This is a genomic window from Marinovum sp. PR37 (assembly GCF_028807375.1).
Classification (GTDB): domain Bacteria; phylum Pseudomonadota; class Alphaproteobacteria; order Rhodobacterales; family Rhodobacteraceae; genus Marinovum; species Marinovum algicola.
Genome location: NZ_JARAML010000014.1, coordinates 62,321 through 86,080, shown reverse-complemented (window position 1 = coordinate 86,080; position 23,760 = coordinate 62,321). Strand labels below are relative to the sequence as shown.

The window sequence follows — 23,760 nt, the reverse complement described above, 5'->3', positions numbered from 1 at the left end:
GCGCCGGCCGCGCGCCTCACTCCGGCCGCACCGCCACATCCAGGAGCACCGGCAGACGCTGGTCGCGGATGACCGTCACCGCTTCTTGCAGCACGGCCGGCAGATCCTCGGCCCGGTCCACCCGGCGCGCCCAGAGCCCGCAGGCCTCGGCCACCTGCGCATGGTCCGGGTTCGCCCCGAATTCCGTCAAAGGCACCTGCGCCGCACCCGAGGTCACACCCTCGGGATAGACCTCCAGCGCCGACAACCGCACCGCGTCCCAGCCGGAATTGTTCAGCACCACGGTCAGCACCGGCAGCGCATTGGCCTTGGCGACCTGGTGGCAGACCACCGGATTGGCAAAGAGATGCGACCCGTCGCCCACCACGCAGACCACCAGCCGGTCGCGATCCGCAAGCTGCACGCCCAAGGCCGCCGGGCCGCCCCAGCCCAACCCGCCGGCGGGCGTGTTGCCAAAGAACCGGTTGGCGCCAAGCTCGGGATAAAACGGCGCCGGCGCGCCCCGCTCCGACACCACAACCCCGGTTTCGCCCAGAATGCCGGAGACACATGCGGCCACGTACGCCTTGCTGGCGGTGCCGGTCGATCCGGCCCGGGCCGCCCCGGCCACGCGGGCCAGATAGGCCGCGTGGTCCGCCGCGATGGCCGCGCTGTCCCGCGCCCTGGCCGGCACGGTCTCGAGCGCCGCATCCAGCGCCGCCAGCGTGGCGGCGGTATCGCCCGCCAGCCCCAGCGTGGTGCGATACGACCGCATCGGCATCCGCGCATGCAGCGGGTCCGGCCCGACATGGATCACCTTGGCCGAGGCGCGGGGGCGGTTGTGATGTTCGATCCAGGCCACCGGCGCATCGACCACCAGCACCACATCCGCCTCCGGCAGCCGCTGCGACAGATCCGGCCCGACCGCCATCGGATGGGTGCCGCGAAACACCTTGCGCGTGGCAAAGACCTCGGCCACCGGCAGGTCATGCGCCTCGGCCAGATGCTCCAGCACCGCCGCCACCCTACCGCCGGGATCGCCGCGCTGGCAGATGATCAGCGGATTTTCCGCCGCCGCCAGCCAGCCGGCGGCGGTGGCGATGTCCTCCGCCGCCGCCGCCCCGGCCCGCGACGGCGCCTGAAGCGGATCGGCCGCGACATCGGCGCCGGTCAGCTCGGTCAGCGGCTCGCGCGGCAGGCTGAGGTACACCGGCCCTTCCGGCGCGCTCTTGGCGACGGCCAGCGCGCGCGACAGCAGCGCCGGAACCGTTTCCGGGTAGCGCAGCTCGAAATGCCACTTCACCACGTCGCGCACCAGCGACGCCTGATCGAATTGCTCCTGCCCGTACTGGATCGGCGTGCGCCGGGCGCCGGGGCGGTCGTGTTCGGTCAGCGGCGTGCGGCCCGACATCAGCAGCACCGGCACATCGTCGGCGCGGGCATTGATCATCGCCATCGCCGCATTGGCCAGCCCGACATTGACATGCACCATCGCCGCCTGCGGCCGCCCGGTCGCCAGCCAATAGCCATGCGCCATGCCCACCAGCGCCGATTCATGCGGCACGATCACCGGTTCCGGCAGATCGGGCGAGCCGCTGCCCACCCGCGCATAGGCTTCGACGATCGGGGCGAAATCGCTGCCTGCATTGGCAAGGAAATGATCCATGCCCTGCGCCTTCAGGCTGCGCAGCAAGAGCTCGCCGCCCGACATGGAGTTCTTGAGATCTTTCATATCGATGTTCCCTTGGTTCCCGTCAGACCCGCTGCATCCTGTCGCGCACCGCCAGCACCGAGGAATAGGTCGATACGCAATAGGGCACGAGAAAGGTCAGCCCGATCCGGGCCAGCGCGGCGCCGTCTATCGCGCCGGCGATCAGCCGGTGGCCATGGTTGATGAGCGCCAGCACCACCCCCACCACCAGCGCGATGCGCGCGGCCCGGATCACGACGCTGCGCTCGGTGGCGATGGCCCAGAACGCCGGCGGGGTGTCTTGGCGCGCGGCGCTCACAGCAGAAAGCCCCCGGGCCCGGAAATCGAATGCGCCTCGGTAAAGGCCAGCACGCCGTCATAGCCCAGATTGCGCCCGATGCCCGAGTTCTTGACGCCGCCAAACGGCCCGCGCCCGTCCTGCGCCATCGGCCCATGGCCGTTCAGATAGGTATAGCCCGCCTCCAGCCTACGCGCGACGCGCAGCGCGCGCTCGGCATCCGGCGTCCAGACCGACGAACAGAGGCCGAATTCGCTGTCATTGGCCAGCGCAACGGCCTCGTCGTCGTTGCGGAACTTCATGATCGGCAGGCAGGGGCCGAATTGTTCCTCGCGCACGATCGACAGGCCGGGATCGGCATCATAGACCAGCACCGGCTTCTGGAAATAGCCGCCACCGTCATAAAGCGCCGGGTCCGGCACCTGCCCGCATTCGCGCAGCTCCGCCCCGCTGGCGCGGGCCTCGGCGATCATGTCGGTCACCACCTTCAGCTGTCTGGCATTGTTGACCGGCCCCATGGTCGTCTCGGGCAAGAGCCCGTCGCCCACCACCGCCCGCTCGCAGGCGGCGGTAAAGCCATCGACCACCTCGTCATAGCGGCTCTCATGCACATACATCCGCTTCAGCGCCATGCAGATCTGGCCCGAAGATGCGAAGGCGGCCCAGTACATCTTGTCGAACACCGCGTCGTTCAACTCGATGTCTTCCAGCATCAGCGCCGCGTCATTGCCGCCCAGCTCCAGCGTCACCGGCGTCAGGTTCTCGGCCGCGACCTTCATCACGTGTTTGCCCACCGGCACCGAGCCGGTGAAGTTCACCTTGCGCACCAACGGATGGCCGGTCAGCACATCGCCGATCTCGCGGCTCGATCCGGTGAGCACATTGACCACGCCGGGCGGCAGAAGTTTCGCGATGATCTGCAAGGTCAGCATCGGCGCCAGCGCCGAGTTTTCCGCCGGCTTGACCACCACGGTATTGCCGGTCACCAGCGCCTGCGGCAGCTTGGCGCCGAGGATCGACAGCGGCCAGTTCCACGGCACGATCAGCGCCGCCACCCCGCGCGGCTGGCGGGTGATGATGGTGTCGAACGCCGGGCCGGCCTCGGCCGGGCCCATCTTTTCGTCAATCGCCATGCGCTCGCCATAGGCGGCGGCCTGCATGAAGCGATCCCCCAGCCGCGACATCTCCAACAGGGTCTCGCGGGCGATCTTGCCGTGTTCGCGGGTAAAGAGCCGCGAGCGGAACTGCACATCTGCCTCATCCGCCGTCAGCGCCCCGGCCACCTCGCGCAACAGGCGCGCGCGTTCGGCAAAGCCCAGATCGGCCCAGGCCGGAAAGGCCGCATGCGCCGCGCCGACAGCGGCCTCGACATCCCTGGCCGTGGCCGCCGCCGCATGGCCCACCAGCTCTGCCGGCCGCGCCGGGTTGAACAGGTCATAGGTCGCCCCGTTCGATGCCGGGCGCGCCGCGCCATCCACAAAGATCCCGGTCTCTACAATCCGGTCCATGGTGCTCATGCCGGCCTCCTCCCCTTGTTTCTGATCCGCCACGCCGGCGCGAACGCCGCAGCCCTGCTGATGCGTGCTTTGTATCCAAAAAACGCGGATACCCTCCCATATGACATATTCGTAGCATGAACGTATCCGTATTTCAAGAACGGATGCATATTCCGCCAAACACCGGCAACATCGCGACAAATGCTCGATCAATGTATTCAAAGCGGCCGAGACCCGGGCTCCGACGCCCTCTCGCAAAAACGCCCCCGCATCGCTGCGGGGGCGCATGGCCTTGCGATCGCCGGGGCCGTCAGCCGCCGAGAAACCGGTCGAGCTGGTCCCACAGGCTGTCGTCCAGCTTCAGCCGCAGCTTGAGGTAAAACCCGTCCTCGAAGATGGCGCTGTCATAAGGCAGGGTTTCGCGGGCGTGGGTATACCCCAGCGATACCATCACCCCCTCATCCACCACCAGCCCCGCCTCGACCCCCAGCGCCTGGCTGGAAAAGCCGCTGTTGTCCCACATGTGGTAGGCATTGACCGAGGCCTCGAGCCGGTTGGCGATCACCTCGCCGGTCACCCCGGCCTGCACCAGCTGCATCAGCCCGGTCGCATCGGCGCCGTTCTCGAAGCCCTGGGCGCTGTACTGGCCGGCGTATTTGCCGTTCAGCCGCAGCCGCGGGTTGGCGTCCCAGGTGCCGGCGACCGACCAGAGATGATCGACGCTGCGGATGGTGTTCACCTCGAGTCGGTTCTCGTACCAGGCCAGCACATTGGCCCGCGCCTCGTTTTTCGGCCGATAGGACATGCCGGTGCGCAGCCGGTGCCGGTGCTTGTCGGCGCCGTCGCGGCCGTCAAAGGCGTAGCGGCTGCGCGCCAGCAAGGTCAGATCGGGCGAGACCTGCCCGGCCAGGCCAAGATCGGTAAACGCGGTATAGCCGGCCGACTCGACGGTCTGGTCAAACGCGGCCTCGCCGATCCACCGGCCATCTTCCGAGGTCCACTTGGCCCCAAGCGCCAGGCTGGTCAGGCGGCTGTCCGCCGCGCCCAGGTCAAAGCTGTGCTCCAGCCCGGCGCGCAGCGAGACCCGTTCGCTCAGCTCCCATTTGCCATTGAGGCCCTGCACCACCCGGGTGCCCTGATCGACGGCCGAGGTCATCTCGGACCGGCCGGTCAGCCATTCGGTCATGCGGTATTCGGCACCGATCTGCGCATCGGTCAGCGCGTCGCCCAGCGGCCCGAAGGACAGTTCGGCCTGGCCAAAGATCCGCAGCCCGTCGCGCAGCTCGTAATCGCCACCGATCCGCAGCGTGCCCTGCTCGACGCCGACGAGCGGCAATTCGAGATCGAAGGAGAGTTTCACGCCCGGTGTGCTCTCGGGCCGCCATTCGGCGTTCTGCACCCAGAGCAGCTCGGTGCCCTCGTCGGCATCGGCTTGCAGATCGCGCGACAGGCGCAGCGCGTCGGTCCGGCGGGTGGTCTCGCTGATCTTGCGGCGCACCCCCAGCTCGGCATTGGCGCGTTCGGTCCCGGCAATCCGGTCCTGCACGTATTCCGCGCTGGCGGTCAGCGCCGCGGTCTCGGTCAGCTTGGTCTCATACGACAGCTTGGCCTGGGTCGTGCCGGGGCGCACCGGCGCACCGGGCGGGGCGAAATCCTCGCTCGCGGTCGAGGCCTCGATCTGGAACCGGCTCTCGTCGGTGGCGTATTCGTAGGCGATCCGCGCCGCCGTGCCCTGCGCGCCCTGTCCATTCTCGGACCGGGCGATCTCGGCGGTGACGCTGGCGTTGCGGCTCAGCTGGTGTTCGACAAAGCCGGCATCGATGGCAAAGCGCTCGTCGCTGCCCTCGCGCCCGTCAGACCGCACCACCCGCACCCCGGCGCGGCTGCGCTCGGACAGGTCGATCCCGGCTTCGGCACCGTACAGCCAATAGGTCTCGTCGCCCTCGCCTTCGATCTGATAGGTCACCCGCACCGAGATCGGGTTGCCCTCCTCGTCGGCCTGCCGCAGCGGGGTGTCAAAGATGATCGTGTTGCGGAAATAATCCAGCGTGTAGTCGATCAGCCGCCGCAGCCGCGTGGTCGACAGGATCTCGCCGGTGTCTTCGTCGCGCAACAGCAGCTCCACCAGGTCCGAGCCCTCGCGGAAATCGCGCAGGTCGATGTCATAGGGCCCCGAGATGCCGCGGCCGCGAAGCTCGACGGTGCGGCTTTTCTGCGCCGTGCGCGCGGCAAAGACGGTCACCCGGGCGGTCTCGCCTTCCCAATGCGCCTTCACGCCGGTGGTCACATCGCGGTAGCCGCCCAGCTTGAAGGCCGGATCCTCGGGTTCGATGGCGATATCGCCATAGAGGATGTAAGAGGCGCCCTTCTCGACCTTGACGAACAGGTTGGTCGAGGATTGCGCGTCGAACCCGCGTTCGGAATTGTCGCCGTAGACCGGGTAATATTCATCGGCGCGAATGTCGCGGAACAGCCGGTCCTCGGTGTCGCGATCCGAGCTGTAGCGCAGGGTCAGCAGCGCGTCGCCACGGATCCGGCCCTTGAGATAGACCTCGCCGCGCAGGCCTGAAACGCTGTCCTCAAAGGGGCTGAGCGCGGTGTCCTCGACGTGCAGCGCCCCGTCCCGCAGACCGACCGCGCCTTCGATCAGGCCGACCAGAATGCGATCGGCCAGGTCGGGCTTGAACAGGATGCGGGTGCTGGCGTCGCCAAAGCCGCTTTGCACGCCGATGGTCTCGGGGCCGGCGTTCTGCGGCGCCAGCAGATCATAGGTCGCCTCGCCATTGTCGAGATAGACCTGCACCCCGGGCTGATCGTCGCGGATGTCGGTCACGTCCCATTCGGCGTTGCGCGCCATCAGCGTCACCACGGCGGCGGCCTGCGCCGGGTTGCCGCGCGCGTCGAGAATGCGCACCAGCACCGGGATCGCGCTGCCGGGGGCGGCCTGGGCCTCGGCCGGGGCGACAATCTCGATCCGCGCCGGATCGCCGGGGGCGGTGATGGTGATCTCGGCGGATTTGCGGGCGATGCCAAAGGGATCGGTGCCGCTCAGCCGGATCTTGTTGGCGCCGGGATTGAGCCGCAGGGCGATATATTCCTTGGCCTGAAGGTTGCCGCCTTCCCAGACCGCATGTTCCCCCACCCGGTCGCCGCCGACCTCCTTGCCATTGACCTCGAGCCGCAGGGTCAGATCCGCCGGGCCCTTCACCCGCAGCTTGAGGCTGCGACGGCTGACCCGGTCGCCATCGGCAAGCCCGAGAAAGCCAAAGCCCTGATCGAGCTGCTTGATGATCTCTTCCAGCGTGCCGGGCTGATTGGCGGCCTCGGCCTGATCGGCCGGCAGATCCGCGGCACCGGTCAGCGGCGTCTGGCTGCCATAGACCTGGGTGGTGGTCGCAAGTCCGGCCTCGGAGCGCGCCGAACGGCTGTCCGGGTTGCCGCCGTCGATCGGCAGATCCGAGAGCAGCTTGGCCTCGCCGTCGTCGCGGTCCTGCATCGCCTCGGCACGGCGCTGCACCTCGGCAAAGGCGGCCGGGGTACAGCCTTCGAGCGGGAAATTCTCGGCCCGAAGCTCGCCCCGCTTGAGCGCCACCAGGCGCGAGCCGGCTTGCAGCATGTCGGCGGTCCGCGACACCCGCGGTTTCGCCGAAAGCGGCAGGGTCGAGGATTGCAGCGCCAGCACATGGCTGATCGGCTTCAGCCCGAACAGCGAATATTTGCCGTCGCGGTCGGTGACCACCGCCAGCCCCTGCTGGGTGACAAGACGCACGCCGGGCACACCGATCTCGGCGTCACCGTCCATGATGCCGTTTTCGTTGCAGTCGAGAAAGACCGAGCCGAGGATCGTGCCTTCGCGCGAAAACACCCCGCCCTCGGCGTTCAGCCGCACCTTGGCGCGGGCGATGTTCGACAGCCGGCGCTGGCCGGTGCCGGCCTGATCGCCGAACAGCACCGCCTCGTTGATCCGGTCGCCGCTCTTGGTGGTGGGGGTGAAGCGCAGCACATATTCCAGCGTCACGCTCTCCAGCGGCGCCAGATCGCCAAGCTCGAAGACCACCGCGCCGGCGCCATCGGCCTGCGGATCGTCGATCTTTTCGCCGGCCAGCCGGGCCGAGTCGCCGACCATCACCGCATTGCGCGGCAGCCGGTCCGAGATCCGCGCCCCGATCAGCGCCTGGTTCATGTTGTTGGTGGCGGTCAGGGTGTAGAGCACGAATTCGCCCGATTGCACCTTGGTCTTGTTGGCGGATTTCTCCAGCGCCAGCGGCACGCCGTAAAACGGATCAAGCGGGATGTCCATCCGCGCCATCATGCCGCCGCCATGGGTCCAGACCTGACCGAAGGAGGCCCGCGGCATCACCTTCCGGCCATAGCCGCCAAAGGCATCGCGCACCGAGGGAAAGCTGTATTCGGCGGGCGGGCGCACCATCAGGCTGTAATCGCCGGGCACGGCCTGGCCCATCGCGGCAAAACCGTCGGGCCCCGAGGTCGAGGTGGCGACAACGGTGCCCGAGGCATCGGTCAGCTCGATCACCGCGCCGGCGACAGCGGCGTTGGTGACGCTGTCGAACACCATCAGGCCGGGGGTGATCATCAGGTCGTCGGCGGCGGAAATCCCGGCGCAGACCACCAGGCCCGACAGCAGGTCACCCTGCACCGAGGCCATCACGCCATCGCCCGCCACAGGAGTCAGCATCTCGGCGATCGGCAGCGCGGCGGTGTCGAAAATGCCGGTGTTGGGGCCGGTTTCGGTGGCGGTGACATATTCCACATCGCCGGTGATGGTGCTGCGCACCTCGATCTCGACCCGGTCGATCTCGCGGCTGATGTTGCAGGCGCCGGACACCACGCGCAGCGCGGTATCGGTGCCGGGATCGGTGAAATCGACGCGCTCGTCGGTCTGCGGATCGACGAAATCGAGCGTGATGCTGGCCTCGGCCGCCCCGGCCAGGCGCACCCGGTTCGAGGGCACCTGATGCATGCGCGAGGCGCCTTCGACAAAGGTCTCGGCGATGTTGAGCACTTCGCCGGCGCTCAGCGCGAGCGGGCGCAGCACGGTGAAATGCACCTCGCGGAACTGGCCCACCGGATAGGCCCCGCGGTGAAAGAACGCCACCGCGTCGACGGTGGCCGGATCGGCCGGCCGGGACGAGACATATTGTTGCTCCGGCGTACCTTGCAGATGGTAGAGCGTGACCAGCGACATGGTGCTGCCGGCCGAGACGAACTCGGTGTTGAGCGGGATCGCATCGCGCACCACCACGCCGGTGGCGGCCGTGCCGTCGATCATGATCGGCGCGCCGTTGACGCTGTCATAGGCGGCAACCGGGCTTTGCGAATTGTTGTAGAGCCGCAGGCGATAGGTGATCTGCGTGCCTTCGGCGGTCTGCATGTGGCTGAAGGTCTTTTCCAGCTGCAAGGCGGCATCGACGATCTCGACGCTGCCCATCGCCTGGCCGTGGCTGGCGGCGGCGACGGCACCATTGGCGGATTTGCCACTGGCCATCAGCTCGGACATCAGGGTATCGCCGGGGGTGGCGTCATGGGCCACGTCGAAGACATAGATCAGCGCGAGGGTCTCGTCGACGCCCAGCGTCACGGTCTCGCCCATGGCGATTTCGCGGTCGGCGCTGTCGACGATGCCGTTGCCGTTGACGTCGATGAACAGGCTGCGGTCGGTGATCACCCCGGTGGTGCCGCTGTCGGCGACGTCGAAATCCATCTCGAGCACGACGTTGCCCACGTTGGTCACGTCATACTGATGAAACGAGGTGGCGCCGCGGGCCAGGATCAGGTCGCTTCGGCCCGAGAGCTCGAAGGCCGGAACGGCGACAACCGTGGCGGCGACGGTGTTGGAACGGACGGTTTCGACCAGGCCGAGGCGGGCGTTGAAATAGCTCGCGGTGGCGGTGTTGCGGATGATCAGCCCGGCGCTGGCGGTCTGGCTGCCGGCGGTCTGGGCAAAGGCGACCGCCGCGCCGCAGGTGGCTGCCATGATGAAGGCGAGCAGGAGCGGCGCGAAAAGCTTGAACCAGTCTATTCTTGAGAACCACATGAAACACAACCCGAACTCTGAAGGGAAAGGAGGGGGGTCCACCCGGCCCCGGGGAGGGCTGGGCCGGATGGACCGGGGGTCGTTACTCGGAGACCTTCACGGTGAACTCGAGCCGGGCAAAGTCACCGGGCAGAACCGTGTTGTGGAAGCTGTCCGCAGTGGTGCCGGTGATGGTCACCGAGGATGCGGGCTCGGCCGGATAGACCGAGTAGGTGCAGGCGCCGCCGCAGGTGTGGATCGTCGAGTAGGCCGGGGCCACGTCGCGGATACGCACGTTTCCTGCATTGGTCGTGCCGGTGTTCTCCGCTTCGATCTGGTAGCGGATGCATTGGCCCGGCTCGACGTCGAGACGGTTCTTGGTGAAGGTGCCAGGCGCACCGGTGCAGAGCGGATCGATGTACTGCATCTTGGTCAGCGTCACGTCACCCGAGACGATCACCACCTTGTCGTTCACCGCGTTGTCGGCAGTGTCGACATCGGTATCGGCGCCCGCGTTCAGCGTGTTCGCCAGGGCGATGGTGCCGATTTCGGACAGGCCGGGGGTGGCGCTCGACGGGGTCTGCACCCGATAGATCAGCGAGATCTGGTCGCCTGCGGCAAGCCCGTTGGTGCCCGCTGCAACACCGTCAACCAGGTCGTCGAAGTTGTCGACGATGACCTCGGTCGCATCGATCACGCCGTTCTGGTTGGCGTCCCAGTAGATCGCGCCGGAGAAGTCGGTCAGACCGCTCTGGGAGATCGCACCTTCGGTGATCGCGACGTTCGAGTTGTTGGTCACGGTGTGCACCATGTCGACGATGCCGCCGGGGGCTGCCTGGGCTTCCTGATCGGCCTCGATGGCCACGTCGACAACCTTGTTGATGGTCAGCTGGTTGACGATGCGGTCGGATTGGCCGGTGACGGCCGACGACACCAGGATGTCGATCGGGTTGTCGCTCGGCGGATAGCCTTCGGTCGGCGTGATGACGACGTTGAAGTCCTTGCTGCCGCCCGCCGGGATGGTGCCGGTGTTGGAGACAACGGTTCCGTCAAGCGTCTGGAACTCCACGGTCCAGCCCGCCGGAATGGCCTGCGCCAGTTCCAGGTTGAAGCTGTCCGAGGTGGTGCCGCCGTTTTCGACGTTCATCGGGAAGGACACCGCCACACCGGGATCGGTGGTCTGGGTCACCCAGGGCAGGCCGCCATTGGTCGGCGCCGCGCCGTCACCTTCGGATCCCGCGACCTTGTTCTCGAGGTCGATGGCCGAGGCCAGAACCGCACCGGTGTATTCCGCGGTCGAGCTGTCGAAGGTGCCGCTGTTTTCCGAGGTCGCCACCACATTGGCGGTGTACTCGGTGGTCGGAACCGGGGTCACATCGGTCGGCAGGGTCGCCAGCAGGGTCACCTTGACCGCGTCACCCGAAACCAGCGGGCCGACGGTGCCGACGATCGGCGTCGCGCCGTCTTCCGCGACCATGCGGAAGGTGGTGCCGGCCGGGAAGTCGACGTTGTTGACGTCAAGCGTGTAGCTGTCGGTCACGTTCGAGGTATTCGAGATCACGAATTCGAACGGGATTGTCGCGCCCTGATAGACATCGGCATTGTCGGTCACCACGTCATTGGCGGCGGCGTCGGTGTCGGTGGCCGAGGCGACGGTGCCGTCACGGGTGCCGTCCAGGTTGATCTTGGTGTCGTCGATTTCCAGGCTGAACTGCTCGTCCACGGTCACCGAGGCGGTGTTCGAGTCCGGGAAGGCCGCGCCGTCGACGGTCTGGGTGGCGGTGTTGGGGATGATGCCAGCCGGAGCACTGTCGGCGATGGTGGCCTTGAAGGTCACGCTGCCGGAGCGGCCCGAGGGCACTTCGGACAGGATGAACTGCAAGGTCTGGGCGTTGTCGTAGGACCAGGCAATGGTCTGGCCGCCGCCGTTGGTCTGGTCGGTGGCATTGGCCGCGTTGGCTTCGCCAAGGGGCCCGGTCGCATCCGACCAGGTGGCCGAGTTCGCCACATAGTTCAGGCGGCCGTCGAGGATGTCGCGGACCACGTAGTTGTTGGCCGAGACCAGGCCGGTCGACGAATAGGTCAGCGTGATGGTGACTTCATCGCCGGAGTCGACAATCGCGTTGTTGCCGGTGCCCGAGGCGGGATCGACGGTCATCGACTTGACGACTTCGACAATCGCGCCGTTCGAGATGGTCAGCGTGTCGACATTGGCGTCGGTGACGGTGTTGTCGAGCGCCGAAACGGCGAGGACGTCAATGTTGTCGGTGCCGGTCTGGGTCGAGGAGGCCGAGGCCTCGATGATGAAGCCGTATTGCTCACCGGGCGCCAGCACCGGGGTGCTGGTGATCGGCGTGGCGCTGTCGGCGACACCGTCCATGTTGGCATCCGGGTAGAACACCAGGGTGGTGTCCAGGGCGCCCGAGTCCTGCTCGGTCGCGGTCAGCGCGAAGCTGTCGGGGCCGTTGCCGTCGTTGGTCACGATGTGCGGCAGAAAGGCCTTGCCGCCCGGGGCGATGGCTTCCGAATTGTCGGAGATCATCGTCAGGCCGGCGACCTGCTGGACGACGGTCTCGACCTTGTTCGACGTGACCGTGATGGTATCGCCGGAGCTGTTGGTATAGGTGGCAACCGCCTGGTTGCCGATGACCGAACCGGCCTCTGGTGCGGCAGCATAGGCTGCGGCCCCGAAAACCGACATGAGAGCGACAGCACTACAGCCGCGTTTGAAGTGCGCTTGAGTATTCACTTGTATTCACCATTGAACATATTGAGTTGACGGGGCTCCACCCCCGGGGACGAGGACCGGAGGGATCAGTTGACGACCACCCGGTAGGAGTTCAGGGCCTCGTCGCCGGCGGCGAGCGAGGTGCCGAGCGTCCAGCGGACGGCTTCGACGATGTCTTCGGGAACCGGTTCCATGCGCACGGTTCCGTCGTCTTCGATGATCTTGCGCAGCGCCGGCAGGGTCGACCATTCGAGGCCCGGCAGCTCGGGGTCCATTTCGGCCTGGATCTCGAAGGTGGCGTCATGCGAGCTCTGCTCGGTGCCCAGCTTCAGGGTCACGCCCTCGGGCACCGGACCGACGATGACCAGGTCGGCCATGGCGTCATCGCTGAGGTTCTCGTGCTGGATCGCGAAATGGATGGTCTCGCCGGGCTTGACGCTCTCGCGCTCGACGAGCTGCTCGAGGCCGGCCTCATCGCTTTCGACGATGAACAGTTCGAAATTGGCGCGCAACTCCTCGGCCTGAAGGGCCAGGGCCGATGTGGCGAGCATCGCCACTCCCAGACCTGCGCGGGTGATGGTCGTTACGAGGCACATAGTTAAAGTCTCCTGCTGTCAGGCGGGCCGGCGGGCCGGCATCGCTTGTCGGGTTGATCGGCCCACCTCGGAGATGAGGCGAACTACAGCGACTTTTTCGCGTGAATGGCCTGCTGCTCACATCCCCGAGACCGGATAGGAGAGGGCACCGGTTGGCGGATCCCGCACTGCCAAAGCGCGCCGCGCGTCCGGTTGGACGGCAGGCTCTGCACCATGGGCGGGTCGCCCTGTCCGAAGGGATAGGCGGTTTTGCCGCCCGGCGGGCGCCTCGGCCCGGGAAATCCGGTCAAAGCGCAGGCTCCGGGCCGGCGGCTGCTGGGGATTCGCTATCAGAGGCGGCGGTCAAGCTCTTGTCGGCAAAGGGCGAATCGGTCGGGCGACCGTATCGGAGCGACGCCGCGAAGGATCAGCGCCGCCAGCAAAGGGCACGCCGCCTATACCGCCGGAGAGGCCCGCCAAGACGAAAGAAGCCGCCCGAAGGCGGCTTCATTCTGCAAGGAGATGCGGTCTGGGATGTTCTCCGGCTCGGTCTGAGCCCGGCGCGCGCGGGGTGGGATCAGACGAAGCCGGCTTCCTTGGCGATCAGCGCCGCATGGGTCCGGTTGCGGGCGTTCAGCTTGCGGCTGAGGGTCTTGACGTGCAGCTTGACCGTGACCTCCTGAAGATCGAGATCGCGGGCGATGGCCTTGTTCGACTGCGCCTTGGTCAGCCCGATCAACACCTGCTTTTCCCGGTCGGTCAGCAATTCGTCGAAGGCATGCGCCGGGTCGTCTTCCTTCTGCGCCATGAAGCTCACCGGGGCAAAGGTCTCGCCGGCGGCCATGAAGCGCACCGCGTTGCGCAGCGACCGCGCCGCCATGGTCTTGGGCAGGAACCCGGCCGCCCCGGCCTCGAGCGCCTCTTCGGCGACGGTGCGCGAGGCGGTGCCGGAGAGAATGCCCACCGGGTTGCGGCCATTGACCTCGATGGTTTCGGACAGGCCGTCGAGCCCGTTCATTCCGGGCATGTCGAAATCCAGCAGGACCAGATCGAACGGTCCTTTCTGCCGGATCAGCGACAGCGCCCCGCCCAGATCGTCGGCGGTGTGTACCTAGATGCCATCACCTTCGAGGAAGGCCGCAATGGTGTCGCGCACCAATTCATGATCGTCTGCTATCAGAACATGCATTCTGTCTTGTTCCTATCTCGGCGACCCTTCGGCCACTTGTTACCCATTTCGCTCATTCCGCGCAAGTCTATGGAATAGTTCTGCCTTAGAGTGAACGCATTCTACAATCCGTATGTATGCTCTAGCGGCGGCGCTTACGGTCGATCAACCCTAATGTGCGACACCAATACCACTGACACTCGGCGACTATACCAAAGGTTATAACGAGCATCCTAATACGCCAATGCAGTATGCGATCAGGACGGATTAATATGGCTCGTACAAACCCTGCACTTTAAAGAGTAAGGACCCCGCGATGACCTTGACCCTCAGGCCCCCTTCGACCATGGCCGCGATGCTTTTGCTGACACTGGCCTTTTTTGCCACCACCGCCCTGTCCGAAACGTTGAAGGCACCGGAGGGCGAGGTCATCCTGACGGTCACCGGCAACGTGCATGTCACCAATGCGATGGACAAGGCGGAGTTCGATCTCGAGATGCTCGAGGCGCTGCCGGCCACCGAATTCACCACCTCGACGATCTGGACCGCCGGCGAACAGACCTATACCGGTGTCGAGCTGAAGACCTTTCTCGACAGCCTGGAGGCCACCGGTACAATGATCGATGCCACCGCGATCAACGATTATTCGGTCGAAATCCCGATCAGCGACGCGGTCGAAGGCGGGCCGATCCTGGCCTACAAGAGCGATGGCGCCTATATGTCCCGCCGCGACAAGGGCCCGATCTGGCTGATCTATCCCTATGATCAGAACGCCGACTACCGGTCCGAAACGATCTACAGCCGGAGCATCTGGCAGCTTGACCGGCTCAACGTCAAGTAATTCAGAAGTTAAGACAAAAGGGCGGACCGCATGGCGATCGGCGCAAATATTTCGCACGACAACAGCCTGCGATTTCGCAGGCTTCGCCTTGTGGTGCTGGTCATTGTCCTGGGCGGCCTGGCCACCGCCGGGCTGATCGCGGTCGAGCTTGGCGGCAAGATCCGCGAGCTCAGGCAGGTGCCGCGCGACAATATCCAGTGGAATACCGCGCAGCTCGAGGTGGATTTCCTCAAGTTGCGCACGGCGCTCGACGCCGCCATCGAAGATCCCGCCACGCTCGACGAGCTGCGCAAGCAATTCGACATCTTCTACAGCCGGGTGAAAACGCTCGAAGGCTCGACCCAGACGCTGAACCTCGCGGACAACCCCGAGCTGCGGACGCATCGGCACGACCTCGAGCATTTCCTGATGATGACGGTGCCGCTGATCGATTCCTCCGATGCCGTTCTGATCGATGCGCTGCCGCAGATCGATAGCTGGATCGAGGAGCTCGTCGCGACCCCGCGGCTGTTCGCGCTGGGGGCGGTCCAGGTCATGGCCAGCCTGTCGGACCAGCAGCGGACCGAGATCGTCGAGCTGTTGCGCCGCCTGGCGCTGGTTGCTCTCGGGGTGTTCGGCGCGCTGATCCTGACCCTGGCGACGATGACCTGGCAGCGGCTCGAACTGTCGCGCCGCGCGGCCGCGATCTCCCGCGCCGGGCGGATGCGGGAATCGACGCTGCGCGCCTCGCTCGACGCCATCGTGGTGATCGATGATCAGGGGCTGATCACCGATTTCAACGGCTCGGCGGAAAAGATCTTCGGCTTTCGCAAGGACGAGATCATCGGCCGCAAGCTGTCCGAAACCATCGTGCCGCCGGCCTTCCGCGAGGCCCATGCCGAGGGATTTGTGCGCTACACCTCCTCCGACACCTCCAACATCGTCGATCAGGGCCGGCTCGAGCTGATCGCCATGCACCGCGACGGCCACGAATTTCCGATCGAAGTGTCGATCTCGGAAACCGCGGGCGAGACCGGGCCGGCCTTTGTCTCTTATATCCGCGACATCACCGAGGAAAAGCGCGCCAAGGCCGAGTTGCAGCAGGCCCGCGACGACGCGCTCACCGCCTTCCGCGAGAAATCGCATTTCTTCGCGGTGATGAGCCACGAGATGCGCACCCCGCTCAACGGCATCATGTCGGCGCTCGACCTGATGACCGACGATCCTTTGACCGACAAGCAGAAACGCTATGTCACGATTGCCGAATCCTCCAGCCAGGTGTTGCTGGGCCATATCAACGACGTGCTGCTGATCGAACGGCTCGATTCCGGCGAAAGGACCGCCCCGCTCGCGCCCTTCCGTCCGGTCGCACTGGTCGACGCCGTGGCCGACAGCATGCGGCCGGTGGCCGGGCAGCAGAACACCACCGTGGTGACCGAGCACAGCGGCCCCGACGCCTGTGTCCTGGGCCAGTCGCGGGCGCTGCAACAGGTGGTGATGAACCTGCTGAGCAATGCCGTCAAATTCACCCCCAGCGGCAAGGTGACGATCCGCACCGCCACCCGCGCGGCCGGCAATGACGAGGTCGAGCTTGCCATCGCGGTGGCCGACACCGGCATCGGCATCTCCGAGGAGGATCAGGCGCGGATCTTCGAGGATTTCGTCACCATCGATTCCCCGTACGAGCGGACGGCCACCGGCACCGGCCTCGGGCTGGGCATTGTCCGCCGCCTGGTGCAGCAGATGCAGGGCGAGGTGACCTGCGAGAGCGTGCCCGACGAAGGCACCACCTTTCATGTCACCCTCACCCTGCCCCGCGCCGAGGACGAGGACCGGCCCGCCGCCGCCTCCGGCCCCGCCCGCGACACCGCCGAGATCGCCCCGCTCGATGTGCTGGTGGTCGAGGACAACCCGATCAATGCCGAGGTGCTCGAGGCGATGCTGCTGCGCGAGGGTCACAAGGTCTCGCATGCCAGCGACGGCTTCGAAGGCGTCCATGTGGCCAGCCGCACGCATTTCGACCTGATCCTGATGGATGTCAGCATGCCGAACATGAACGGCATCAAGGCCACTCAGGAAATCCGCGCCTCGCGCGGGCTGTCCAAGAATTCGCCGATCTATGCCGTCACCGCCCACGCCATGCCGAACGAGGTCAAGGAGTTTCTCGCCGCCGGGATGGCGGGCTGCGTGCTCAAGCCGATCCGGCCCGACGCGCTGCGCAAAGTGCTGCACGAGGTCGCGCGCGACCAGGAACACGGCCAGGTGACGGCCCAACCCCATGCCCCGGAGGAAACCGACATGACAAACGCCATGCTGATCGATCTCGACAGCCTCGAAGACATCGCCGCGCTGCTGGGCCAGGAGCGGTTCGACGCCAAGCTCGACAGCTTTGCGACCGAAGCCGAAGACGTGTTGCGCCAGATCGATGCCGCCGCCGCCGCCGGCGACCTGCCGGCGCTGCAATCCGACGCCCATCGTCTTGCCGGCTCTTGCGGGGTCTTTGGTGCAGTGGCGCTGCACCGCGAACTTCAGGCGATCGAGGCGCGCTGCAAGGCCGATGACAAAACGGCCGCCCTCGACATGGCGGCCGGTCTCCCGCAAACTTGGGAGGCGACGCGCCGGGCGCTCAACACGGCGCGGGTCTGAGCCCTGCCCCCGGTCACTGACCGAGGATACGTTTGACGTAGTTGCGGGTCTCGCGGAACGGCGGCACGCCACCGTATTTGCGCACCGCCCCCGGCCCGGCATTATAAGCCGCCAGCGCCAGCCGCCAGTCGCCGAAGCGGTCATATTGCGCGCGCAGGTACTTGGCCCCGCCGCGCAGGTTCTGCACCGGATCATGCGGATTGACCTTCAGCTCGCGCGCCGTGCCCGGCATCAGCTGCGTCAGCCCGATGGCGCCGACATGCGACCGCGCCTTGCTGTTCCAGCCCGATTCCTGCTGGATCAGCGCCAGAAAGAGCTCTTCGGGAATGCGAAAGGCCGAAGCCTGGCGCTTGGCCTCGTCCAGATAGGCCCCGACATGTTTGCCTCGCGGCCTGACCTTGATCCGGGCCAGTTGCAGGCTGCCGGCGGTGGCAATCACCGCCGAGGCGCCCACCGGCGGCGGCGCGGGCGCCACATCGCTGCGGGTCGACGTCACGCCGACACGTCGGTCGATCACCGCCGATTGTGCCTGCAAGATCTCCATCCGGCTGGCGCCTGCGGCGCTGAACAGCGCATCCGCCAGCATCGGGGTCGGGCAGGCCAAGAGAACGAGGGGTAGCAGTCGCCTTGTCACAAACACGTCACTCACTCCTAAAGTTGATTACCAAAGAAGCAGTAGCGGTTTCCCGGCGAGATTTCGGCGACCCGGATGTCGAGCGCAGGGCGCAAAAGGTTAGCCGCCCCAAGGCTTTCGAGAGCGCGCGGCACCGCACCGGACGACACAGGCCAAGGAATGGGTTGCACGGCGGCGCCGGCATGCCTATACGTCAACCCACGCAGGGGAGTCCCGCCGAGGGGACTGAGAGGCAGACAGGGCTTTGGCCCGGTGACGCGACCCTTTGAACCTGACCCAGTTGACACTGGCGTAGGAAGCTGAGGGCGCATCATGGGGGGTTCCCCCGGCTCCCTGACAAGTCGGCCCCGCGCCGCCGCCTCCTCTCCCGGATCATCTGGTGTCTTTTTGAGACTTGAGCTTGAGGAGCGCCACAATGAACGTGCCAAACCCCACCATCACCACCGGCCCCCTGCCCGCATCGCGCAAGATCCACGTGCCGGGCGTGCTGCACCCCGAGATCCGCGTGCCGATGCGCGAGATCTCGGTGCATCCCACCGCCGGCGAGCCGCCGCTGCCGGTCTATGACAGCTCCGGCCCCTATACCGACCCCGACGCGCAGATCGACATTGCCAAGGGCCTGGCGCCGCTGCGCCGCGCCTGGATCGAGGCGCGCGGCGATGTCGAGGAATACGACGGCCGCGAGGTCAAGCCCGAAGACAACGGCTTTGTGCAGGGTGACCGGCTGACGCCGGAGTTCCCGGTGCGCCCGCGCCCGCTGCGCGGCAAGGGCGCCGTCACCCAGCTCGCCTATGCCCGCGCCGGCATCGTCACGCCCGAGATGGAATTCGTCGCCATCCGCGAGAACCAGCTGCGCGAAGCGGTGGGCCCACGCGACGGCGAGGATTGGGGCGCCAACCTGCCCGACCACGTGACGCCCGAGTTCGTCCGCGACGAGATCGCCGCCGGCCGCGCCATCATCCCGGTCAACATCAACCACCCGGAAAGCGAACCGATGATCATCGGCCGCAACTTCCTGGTCAAGATCAACGCCAACATGGGCACCTCGGCCGTGACCTCTTCGATGGAAGAGGAAGTCGACAAGCTGGTCTGGTCGATCCGCTGGGGCGCCGACACGGTGATGGACCTCTCGACCGGCCGCAACATCCACAACACCCGCGAATGGATCATCCGCAACAGCCCGGTCCCGATCGGCACGGTGCCGATCTATCAGGCGCTGGAAAAGGTCAACGGCATCGCCGAAGACCTGACCTGGGAGGTGTTCCGCGACACGCTGATCGAACAGGCCGAACAGGGCGTCGATTACTTCACCATCCACGCCGGCGTGCGGCTGCACATGGTCCCGATGACCGCCAAACGCGTCACCGGCATCGTCTCGCGCGGGGGCTCGATCATGGCGAAATGGTGCCTGCACCACCACAAGGAGAGCTTCCTCTACGAGCATTTCGACGAGATCTGCGACATCTGCCGCCAGTACGACGTCAGCTTTTCGCTGGGCGACGGTCTGCGCCCCGGCTCGATCGCCGATGCCAATGACGAGGCGCAGTTTGCCGAGCTGGAGACCCTGGGCGAGCTGACCAAGATCGCCTGGGCCAAGGATTGCCAGGTGATGATCGAAGGGCCGGGCCACGTCGCCATGCACAAGATCAAGGAGAACATGGACAAGCAGCTCGAGTGCTGCCACGAGGCGCCGTTCTATACCCTCGGGCCGCTCACCACGGATATCGCGCCGGGCTATGACCACATCACCTCCGGCATTGGTGCCGCGATGATCGGCTGGTTCGGCTGCGCCATGCTCTGTTACGTGACGCCCAAGGAACACCTTGGCCTGCCCGACCGCGACGACGTGAAAACCGGGGTGATCACCTACAAGATCGCCGCCCATGCCGCCGATCTGGCCAAGGGCATGCCCGGCGCGCAGCGGCGCGACGACGCGCTGTCGCGCGCCCGCTTCGAGTTCCGCTGGGAAGACCAGTTCAACCTGGCGCTCGACCCGGAGACCGCGCGCGATTTCCACGACCAGACCCTGCCGAAAGAGGCGCACAAGGTGGCGCATTTCTGCTCGATGTGCGGGCCCAAGTTCTGCTCGATGCGGATCAGCCACGACATCCGCGCCGAAGCGCAGAAAGAGGGCATGGAAGCGATGGCCGCCAAGTTCCGCGAGGGCGGCGAGCTGTATGTGCCCGCGAAAAAGGCGGAACCGGCGGAATGACCACGCTCCGCATTGCCGGGGCGGGGCTCGCGGGCCTCGTCTGCGGCTATGAGCTGGCGCGCCGGGGGGCGCGGGTGGTGCTCTATGAGCGCGCGCCCACCCTCGGCACCGCCAGCGTGGCGCGCTTTGCCGGCGGCATGCTGGCGCCCTGGTGCGAGGCCGCCACGGCCGAGCCCGAGGTGGTGACCCTGGGCCGGGGCGCCGCCGATTGGTGGGCGCAGGTGACAGAGGTGACGCGGCGCGGCACGCTGGTGCTGGCACCGCCGCGCGACCGGGCCGAGCTCTCGCGGTTCGCCCGGCGGACCGAGGCGCATCGGCCGGTGGATGACGCGGCGATCACCGCGCTCGAGCCCGACCTTGCCGGGCGCTTCTCGCAGGGGCTGCATTTCGCGCAGGAGGCGCATCTCGACCCTTCCCGGGCGCTGCAAGATCTGGCGCGGGGGATCGCGGCCCATGGCGGCGAGATCCGCCATGGCACCGACGCCCCCCGGCGGATCGACATCGATTGCACCGGCATGGCGGCCCCCCTGCCCGATCTGCGCCCGGTGCGCGGCGAGATGGCGGTGCTGCATTGCCCCGAGGTGTCGATCACCCGCACCCTGCGGCTGTTGCACCCGCGCATCCCGCTCTATCTCGTGCCGCGCGGCGGCGGCACCTATATGATCGGCGCCACCATGGTAGAAAGCTCGTCGGACCGGCCCGCCACCCTGCGCGCGCTGACAGAGCTGTTTTCCGCCGCCTTTGCCCTGCATCCCGGCTTCGCCGAGGCGGCGGTGATCCGCAGCGGCGCCGGGCTGCGCCCGGCTTTCCCCGACAACCTGCCGCGCCTGACCTGTCAGGAGGGCATCTGGCACCTCAACGGCCTTTATCGCCACGGCTTCCTGCTGGCCCCCGCCATGGCGCAACGGCTGGCCGACACACTGATCCCGGAGACTGGACATGAAGATACTGGTGAACGCAGAACCGCGTGAGGTCTCGGGCCTCACCCTGTCCGAGGCGCTGGCCGAGCTGGGCTTTGACAGCCCCGCCGTCGCCACCGCGCTGAACGGCGATTTCGTGCCGCGCGACAGCCGCGCCGCGACCGCCTTGCAACACGGCGACCGGCTGGAAGTGCTGGCCCCGATGCAGGGAGGCTGAGATGCGGATCTACGGAGAGACAATCGCCTCGCGGCTGCTGCTCGGCACCGCGCAATACCCCTCGCCCGCCGTTTTGCAGGACGCGATCCGCGCCAGCGGCACCGGCCTTGTCACCGTCTCGCTGCGCCGCGAAACCGTCGATGGCGCCGGCGAGGGCTTTTGGCGCACCCTGCGCGAGACCGGTGCCCGCATCCTGCCCAACACCGCCGGCTGCCACACCGTCAAGGAAGCGGTGACCACCGCCCATATGGCGCGCGAGGTCTTTGCCACCGACTGGCTCAAGCTCGAGGTGATCGGCCATGCCGATACCCTGCAACCGGATGTCTTTGCCCTGGTCGAGGCGGCGCGGATCCTCACCTCGGAGGGTTTCAAGGTGTTTCCCTATACCACCGATGATCTGGTGGTCGGCGAACGGCTGCTTGATGCCGGCTGCGAGCTGCTGATGCCCTGGGGCGCGCCGATCGGCTCGGGCCAGGGGCTGCGCAATCCCGATGCCCTGCGCGCCATGCGGGCGCATTTCCCCGGTGTTCCGCTGGTGGTCGACGCCGGCATCGGCCGGCCCTCCGACGCGGCGCAGGCGATGGAGCTCGGCATGGATGCGGTGCTCCTGAACACCGCCGTGGCCCAGGCCGGCGACCCCGCCGGGATGGCACGCGCCATGGCGCTGGCCGTCGAGGCCGGGCGCGCGGGCTTTGACGCCGACCCGATGGACCGCCGCGACCTGGCGGTGCCCTCGACCCCGGTGCTCGGCCTGGCGGAGCTGGCGTGATGCAGCGGTTCTATCTGATCGTGGGCCATGTCGCCCGGCTGGAACTCTTGGTGCCGCAGGGGGTGCAACTGGTGCAGCTGCGCATCAAGGATCAGCCCGAGGCCGAGGTGCGGCGCCAGATCGCCCGCGCCCGCGATATCTGTGCCGTGCAGGGCGCGCAGCTGGTGGTCAACGATTACTGGCGGGCGGCGCTCGATCTGAACTGTTCCTTCGTGCATCTCGGGCAGGAGGACATGGAGACCGCCGATTTCGCCGCCCTGCGCCGTGCCGGGGTGCGCTTTGGCCTGTCGACCCATGACGACGCGGAACTGGAGCGCGCCCTCTCGCTCGATCCGGCCTATGTGGCGCTTGGCCCGGTCTATCCGACATTGCTGAAAAAGATGAAATGGGCGCCGCAGGGCCTTGACCGGGTGACCGACTGGAAACGCCGTACCGGCCGGGTGCCGCTGGTGGCCATCGGCGGGCTGACGCCCGAGCGCGCGCCCGGGGTTCTGGCGGCCGGCGCCGACAGCCTCGCGGTGGTGACCGATGTGCAGCAGGCCGAAGACCCCGAGGCGCGGGTGCGCGACTGGCTGAAGGTCTGCCAATGAGCCGCTATGCCCGCCAGGAGATCCTGCCCGAGGTCGGCGCCGCCGGCCAGGAGCGGCTGCGCCAGGCGCATGTCGTTGTGATCGGCGCCGGCGGGCTGGGCTGTCCGGTGCTGCAATATCTCGCCGGTGCCGGTGTCGGGCGGATCACGCTCTTTGATCCCGACCATGTCGAGGAAAGCAACCTGCACCGCCAGCCGCTCTACCGCATGGCGGACCTTGGCCGCCCCAAGGCGGAGGCCGCCGCCGAAGCCTTGCGCGGCTTCAACCCCGAGGTACGGCTGCGCGCCCATGTGGCGCCGCTGGGGCCCGGCCTTGCCCCCGGTCTGGTGCAGGCGGCCGATCTGGTGATCGATGCCGCCGACAGTTTCGCGGTGTCTTACATCTTGTCCGACGCCTGCCTCGCCGCCGGCACGCCGCTGATCTCGGCCAGCGCGCTGGGCCAGTCGGGTTATGCCGGTGGATTCTGCGGTGGCGCGCCGTCGCTGCGCGCGGTTTTTCCCGATCTGCCAACCTCGGGCGCCACCTGCGCCACCGCCGGCGTCCTCGGCCCGGCGGTCGGCATGATCGGCAGCTTGCAGGCGCAGCTGGCCTTGCAGCTTCTGCTCGGCACCGGCGCGCCGCTGGGCCGGGTGGTCTCGGTCGATCTGGCCACGATGCGCTTTGGCGGTTTCACCTTCCTCGGCAGCCCCGAACCGGCGCGCCCCTGGCTCTTTCTGGCGCCCGCGATGCTGCGCCCGGACGATCTGGTGATCGAGCTGCGTGACGCCGCCGAAGCCCCCTGCCCGATCACGCCAGAGGCGCTGCGGCTGCCCATGGAAGAGGTTCCCGGACTGACCCCCGCCCCCGGGCAACGGCTGGTCCTGTGCTGCGCCTCGGGGCTGCGCGCCTGGCGCGCGAGCTTGACGTTGCAGGCGCAAGGCATTGAAAATATGTCGATTATCGCCGCAAAGGCCTGCGCGTGACGGGGAAATTGCCCATGGGCAA

Annotated in this window: 15 protein-coding genes and 1 pseudogene; 8 read left to right on the top strand and 8 right to left on the bottom strand. The window is 67.0% G+C overall.

Features of this window, described 5'->3' with window-relative positions; translation table 11 throughout:
* Positions 1-16 precede the first annotated feature (16 nt).
* The 7 genes and pseudogenes from PVW49_RS13200 to PVW49_RS13170 form a co-directional block, all read right to left on the bottom strand.
* A complete protein-coding gene (locus PVW49_RS13200; RefSeq protein ID WP_053083421.1) occupies positions 17-1,711 on the bottom strand; it encodes a thiamine pyrophosphate-requiring protein in 1,695 nt (564 codons plus the stop codon).
* Positions 1,712-1,733: 22 nt separating this feature from the next.
* Complete coding sequence (gene nrtS, locus PVW49_RS13195; protein ID WP_048535660.1) at positions 1,734-1,988, bottom strand: nitrate/nitrite transporter NrtS; 255 nt, start codon at positions 1,986-1,988, stop codon at positions 1,734-1,736.
* Positions 1,985-3,484: an aldehyde dehydrogenase family protein gene (locus tag PVW49_RS13190; RefSeq protein ID WP_074837967.1), complete on the bottom strand. Its 1,500-nt coding sequence runs from the start codon at positions 3,482-3,484 to the stop codon at positions 1,985-1,987. The genes nrtS and PVW49_RS13190 overlap by 4 nt, the downstream gene beginning before the upstream one ends.
* 289 nt (positions 3,485-3,773) lie before the next feature.
* Positions 3,774-9,518: a hypothetical protein gene (locus tag PVW49_RS13185; RefSeq protein WP_274590749.1), complete on the bottom strand. Its 5,745-nt coding sequence runs from the start codon at positions 9,516-9,518 to the stop codon at positions 3,774-3,776.
* Between the two features lie 82 nt (positions 9,519-9,600).
* Entirely contained in the window at positions 9,601-12,198 is a 2,598-nt protein-coding gene (locus tag PVW49_RS13180) for a hypothetical protein (protein WP_274590748.1), read from the bottom strand.
* Between the two features lie 113 nt (positions 12,199-12,311).
* Positions 12,312-12,821, bottom strand: a complete 510-nt coding sequence (locus PVW49_RS13175; RefSeq protein ID WP_074837971.1) for a hypothetical protein — start codon at positions 12,819-12,821, stop codon at positions 12,312-12,314.
* Positions 12,822-13,377: 556 nt separating this feature from the next.
* Positions 13,378-13,989 (bottom strand): annotated as a pseudogene (locus tag PVW49_RS13170) (response regulator transcription factor).
* A 295-nt stretch (positions 13,990-14,284) separates the two neighbouring features.
* Here PVW49_RS13170 and PVW49_RS13165 point away from each other — a divergent pair.
* The gene (locus PVW49_RS13165; RefSeq protein WP_244526547.1) at positions 14,285-14,809 is read left to right on the top strand and encodes a molybdopterin-dependent oxidoreductase; all 525 of its coding nucleotides are present in this window, start codon (positions 14,285-14,287) and stop codon (positions 14,807-14,809) included.
* Positions 14,810-14,839: 30 nt separating this feature from the next.
* The gene (locus tag PVW49_RS13160) at positions 14,840-17,434 is read left to right on the top strand and encodes a hybrid sensor histidine kinase/response regulator (protein ID WP_048535652.1); all 2,595 of its coding nucleotides are present in this window, start codon (positions 14,840-14,842) and stop codon (positions 17,432-17,434) included.
* A gap of 13 nt (positions 17,435-17,447) precedes the next feature.
* On the opposite strand, the gene PVW49_RS13155 is transcribed toward PVW49_RS13160, so the two are convergent.
* Positions 17,448-18,074, bottom strand: a complete 627-nt coding sequence (locus PVW49_RS13155; RefSeq protein WP_244526548.1) for a lytic transglycosylase domain-containing protein — start codon at positions 18,072-18,074, stop codon at positions 17,448-17,450.
* Between the two features lie 409 nt (positions 18,075-18,483).
* Between PVW49_RS13155 and thiC the strand changes: the two genes are divergently transcribed.
* The 6 genes from thiC to PVW49_RS13125 are packed head-to-tail and all read left to right on the top strand — an operon-like array spanning position 18,484 to position 23,738.
* A complete protein-coding gene (gene thiC, locus PVW49_RS13150) occupies positions 18,484-20,280 on the top strand; it encodes a phosphomethylpyrimidine synthase ThiC (RefSeq protein ID WP_274563719.1) in 1,797 nt (598 codons plus the stop codon).
* The gene (locus PVW49_RS13145) at positions 20,277-21,251 is read left to right on the top strand and encodes an FAD-dependent oxidoreductase (RefSeq protein WP_274590747.1); all 975 of its coding nucleotides are present in this window, start codon (positions 20,277-20,279) and stop codon (positions 21,249-21,251) included. The genes thiC and PVW49_RS13145 overlap by 4 nt, the downstream gene beginning before the upstream one ends.
* Entirely contained in the window at positions 21,220-21,417 is a 198-nt protein-coding gene (gene thiS, locus PVW49_RS13140) for a sulfur carrier protein ThiS (protein WP_048535645.1), read from the top strand. Before PVW49_RS13145 ends, thiS begins: the two co-directional genes overlap by 32 nt.
* 1 nt (position 21,418) lies before the next feature.
* Positions 21,419-22,186, top strand: coding sequence for a thiazole synthase (locus PVW49_RS13135; protein ID WP_274590746.1), 768 nt, complete (start codon positions 21,419-21,421; stop codon positions 22,184-22,186).
* The gene (locus PVW49_RS13130) at positions 22,186-22,776 is read left to right on the top strand and encodes a thiamine phosphate synthase (RefSeq protein WP_274590745.1); all 591 of its coding nucleotides are present in this window, start codon (positions 22,186-22,188) and stop codon (positions 22,774-22,776) included. Before PVW49_RS13135 ends, PVW49_RS13130 begins: the two co-directional genes overlap by 1 nt.
* On the top strand, positions 22,773-23,738 hold the full coding sequence (locus PVW49_RS13125; RefSeq protein WP_274590744.1) for a HesA/MoeB/ThiF family protein: 966 nt from the start codon (positions 22,773-22,775) through the stop codon (positions 23,736-23,738). The genes PVW49_RS13130 and PVW49_RS13125 overlap by 4 nt, the downstream gene beginning before the upstream one ends.
* Positions 23,739-23,760: the final 22 nt, after the last annotated feature.

Coding starts and splice junctions, on each gene's coding strand:
- PVW49_RS13200 (WP_053083421.1), bottom strand. CDS start 1,711: ATGAAAGATCTCAAGAACTCCATGTCGGGCGGCGAGCTCTTGCTGCGC.
- PVW49_RS13190 (WP_074837967.1), bottom strand. CDS start 3,484: ATGAGCACCATGGACCGGATTGTAGAGACCGGGATCTTTGTGGATGGC.
- PVW49_RS13185 (WP_274590749.1), bottom strand. CDS start 9,518: ATGTGGTTCTCAAGAATAGACTGGTTCAAGCTTTTCGCGCCGCTCCTG.
- PVW49_RS13180 (WP_274590748.1), bottom strand. CDS start 12,198: ATGTCGGTTTTCGGGGCCGCAGCCTATGCTGCCGCACCAGAGGCCGGT.
- PVW49_RS13175 (WP_074837971.1), bottom strand. CDS start 12,821: ATGTGCCTCGTAACGACCATCACCCGCGCAGGTCTGGGAGTGGCGATG.
- PVW49_RS13165 (WP_244526547.1), top strand. CDS start 14,285: ATGACCTTGACCCTCAGGCCCCCTTCGACCATGGCCGCGATGCTTTTG.
- PVW49_RS13160 (WP_048535652.1), top strand. CDS start 14,840: ATGGCGATCGGCGCAAATATTTCGCACGACAACAGCCTGCGATTTCGC.
- thiC (WP_274563719.1), top strand. CDS start 18,484: ATGAACGTGCCAAACCCCACCATCACCACCGGCCCCCTGCCCGCATCG.
- PVW49_RS13145 (WP_274590747.1), top strand. CDS start 20,277: ATGACCACGCTCCGCATTGCCGGGGCGGGGCTCGCGGGCCTCGTCTGC.
- thiS (WP_048535645.1), top strand. CDS start 21,220: ATGAAGATACTGGTGAACGCAGAACCGCGTGAGGTCTCGGGCCTCACC.
- PVW49_RS13135 (WP_274590746.1), top strand. CDS start 21,419: ATGCGGATCTACGGAGAGACAATCGCCTCGCGGCTGCTGCTCGGCACC.
- PVW49_RS13130 (WP_274590745.1), top strand. CDS start 22,186: ATGCAGCGGTTCTATCTGATCGTGGGCCATGTCGCCCGGCTGGAACTC.
- PVW49_RS13125 (WP_274590744.1), top strand. CDS start 22,773: ATGAGCCGCTATGCCCGCCAGGAGATCCTGCCCGAGGTCGGCGCCGCC.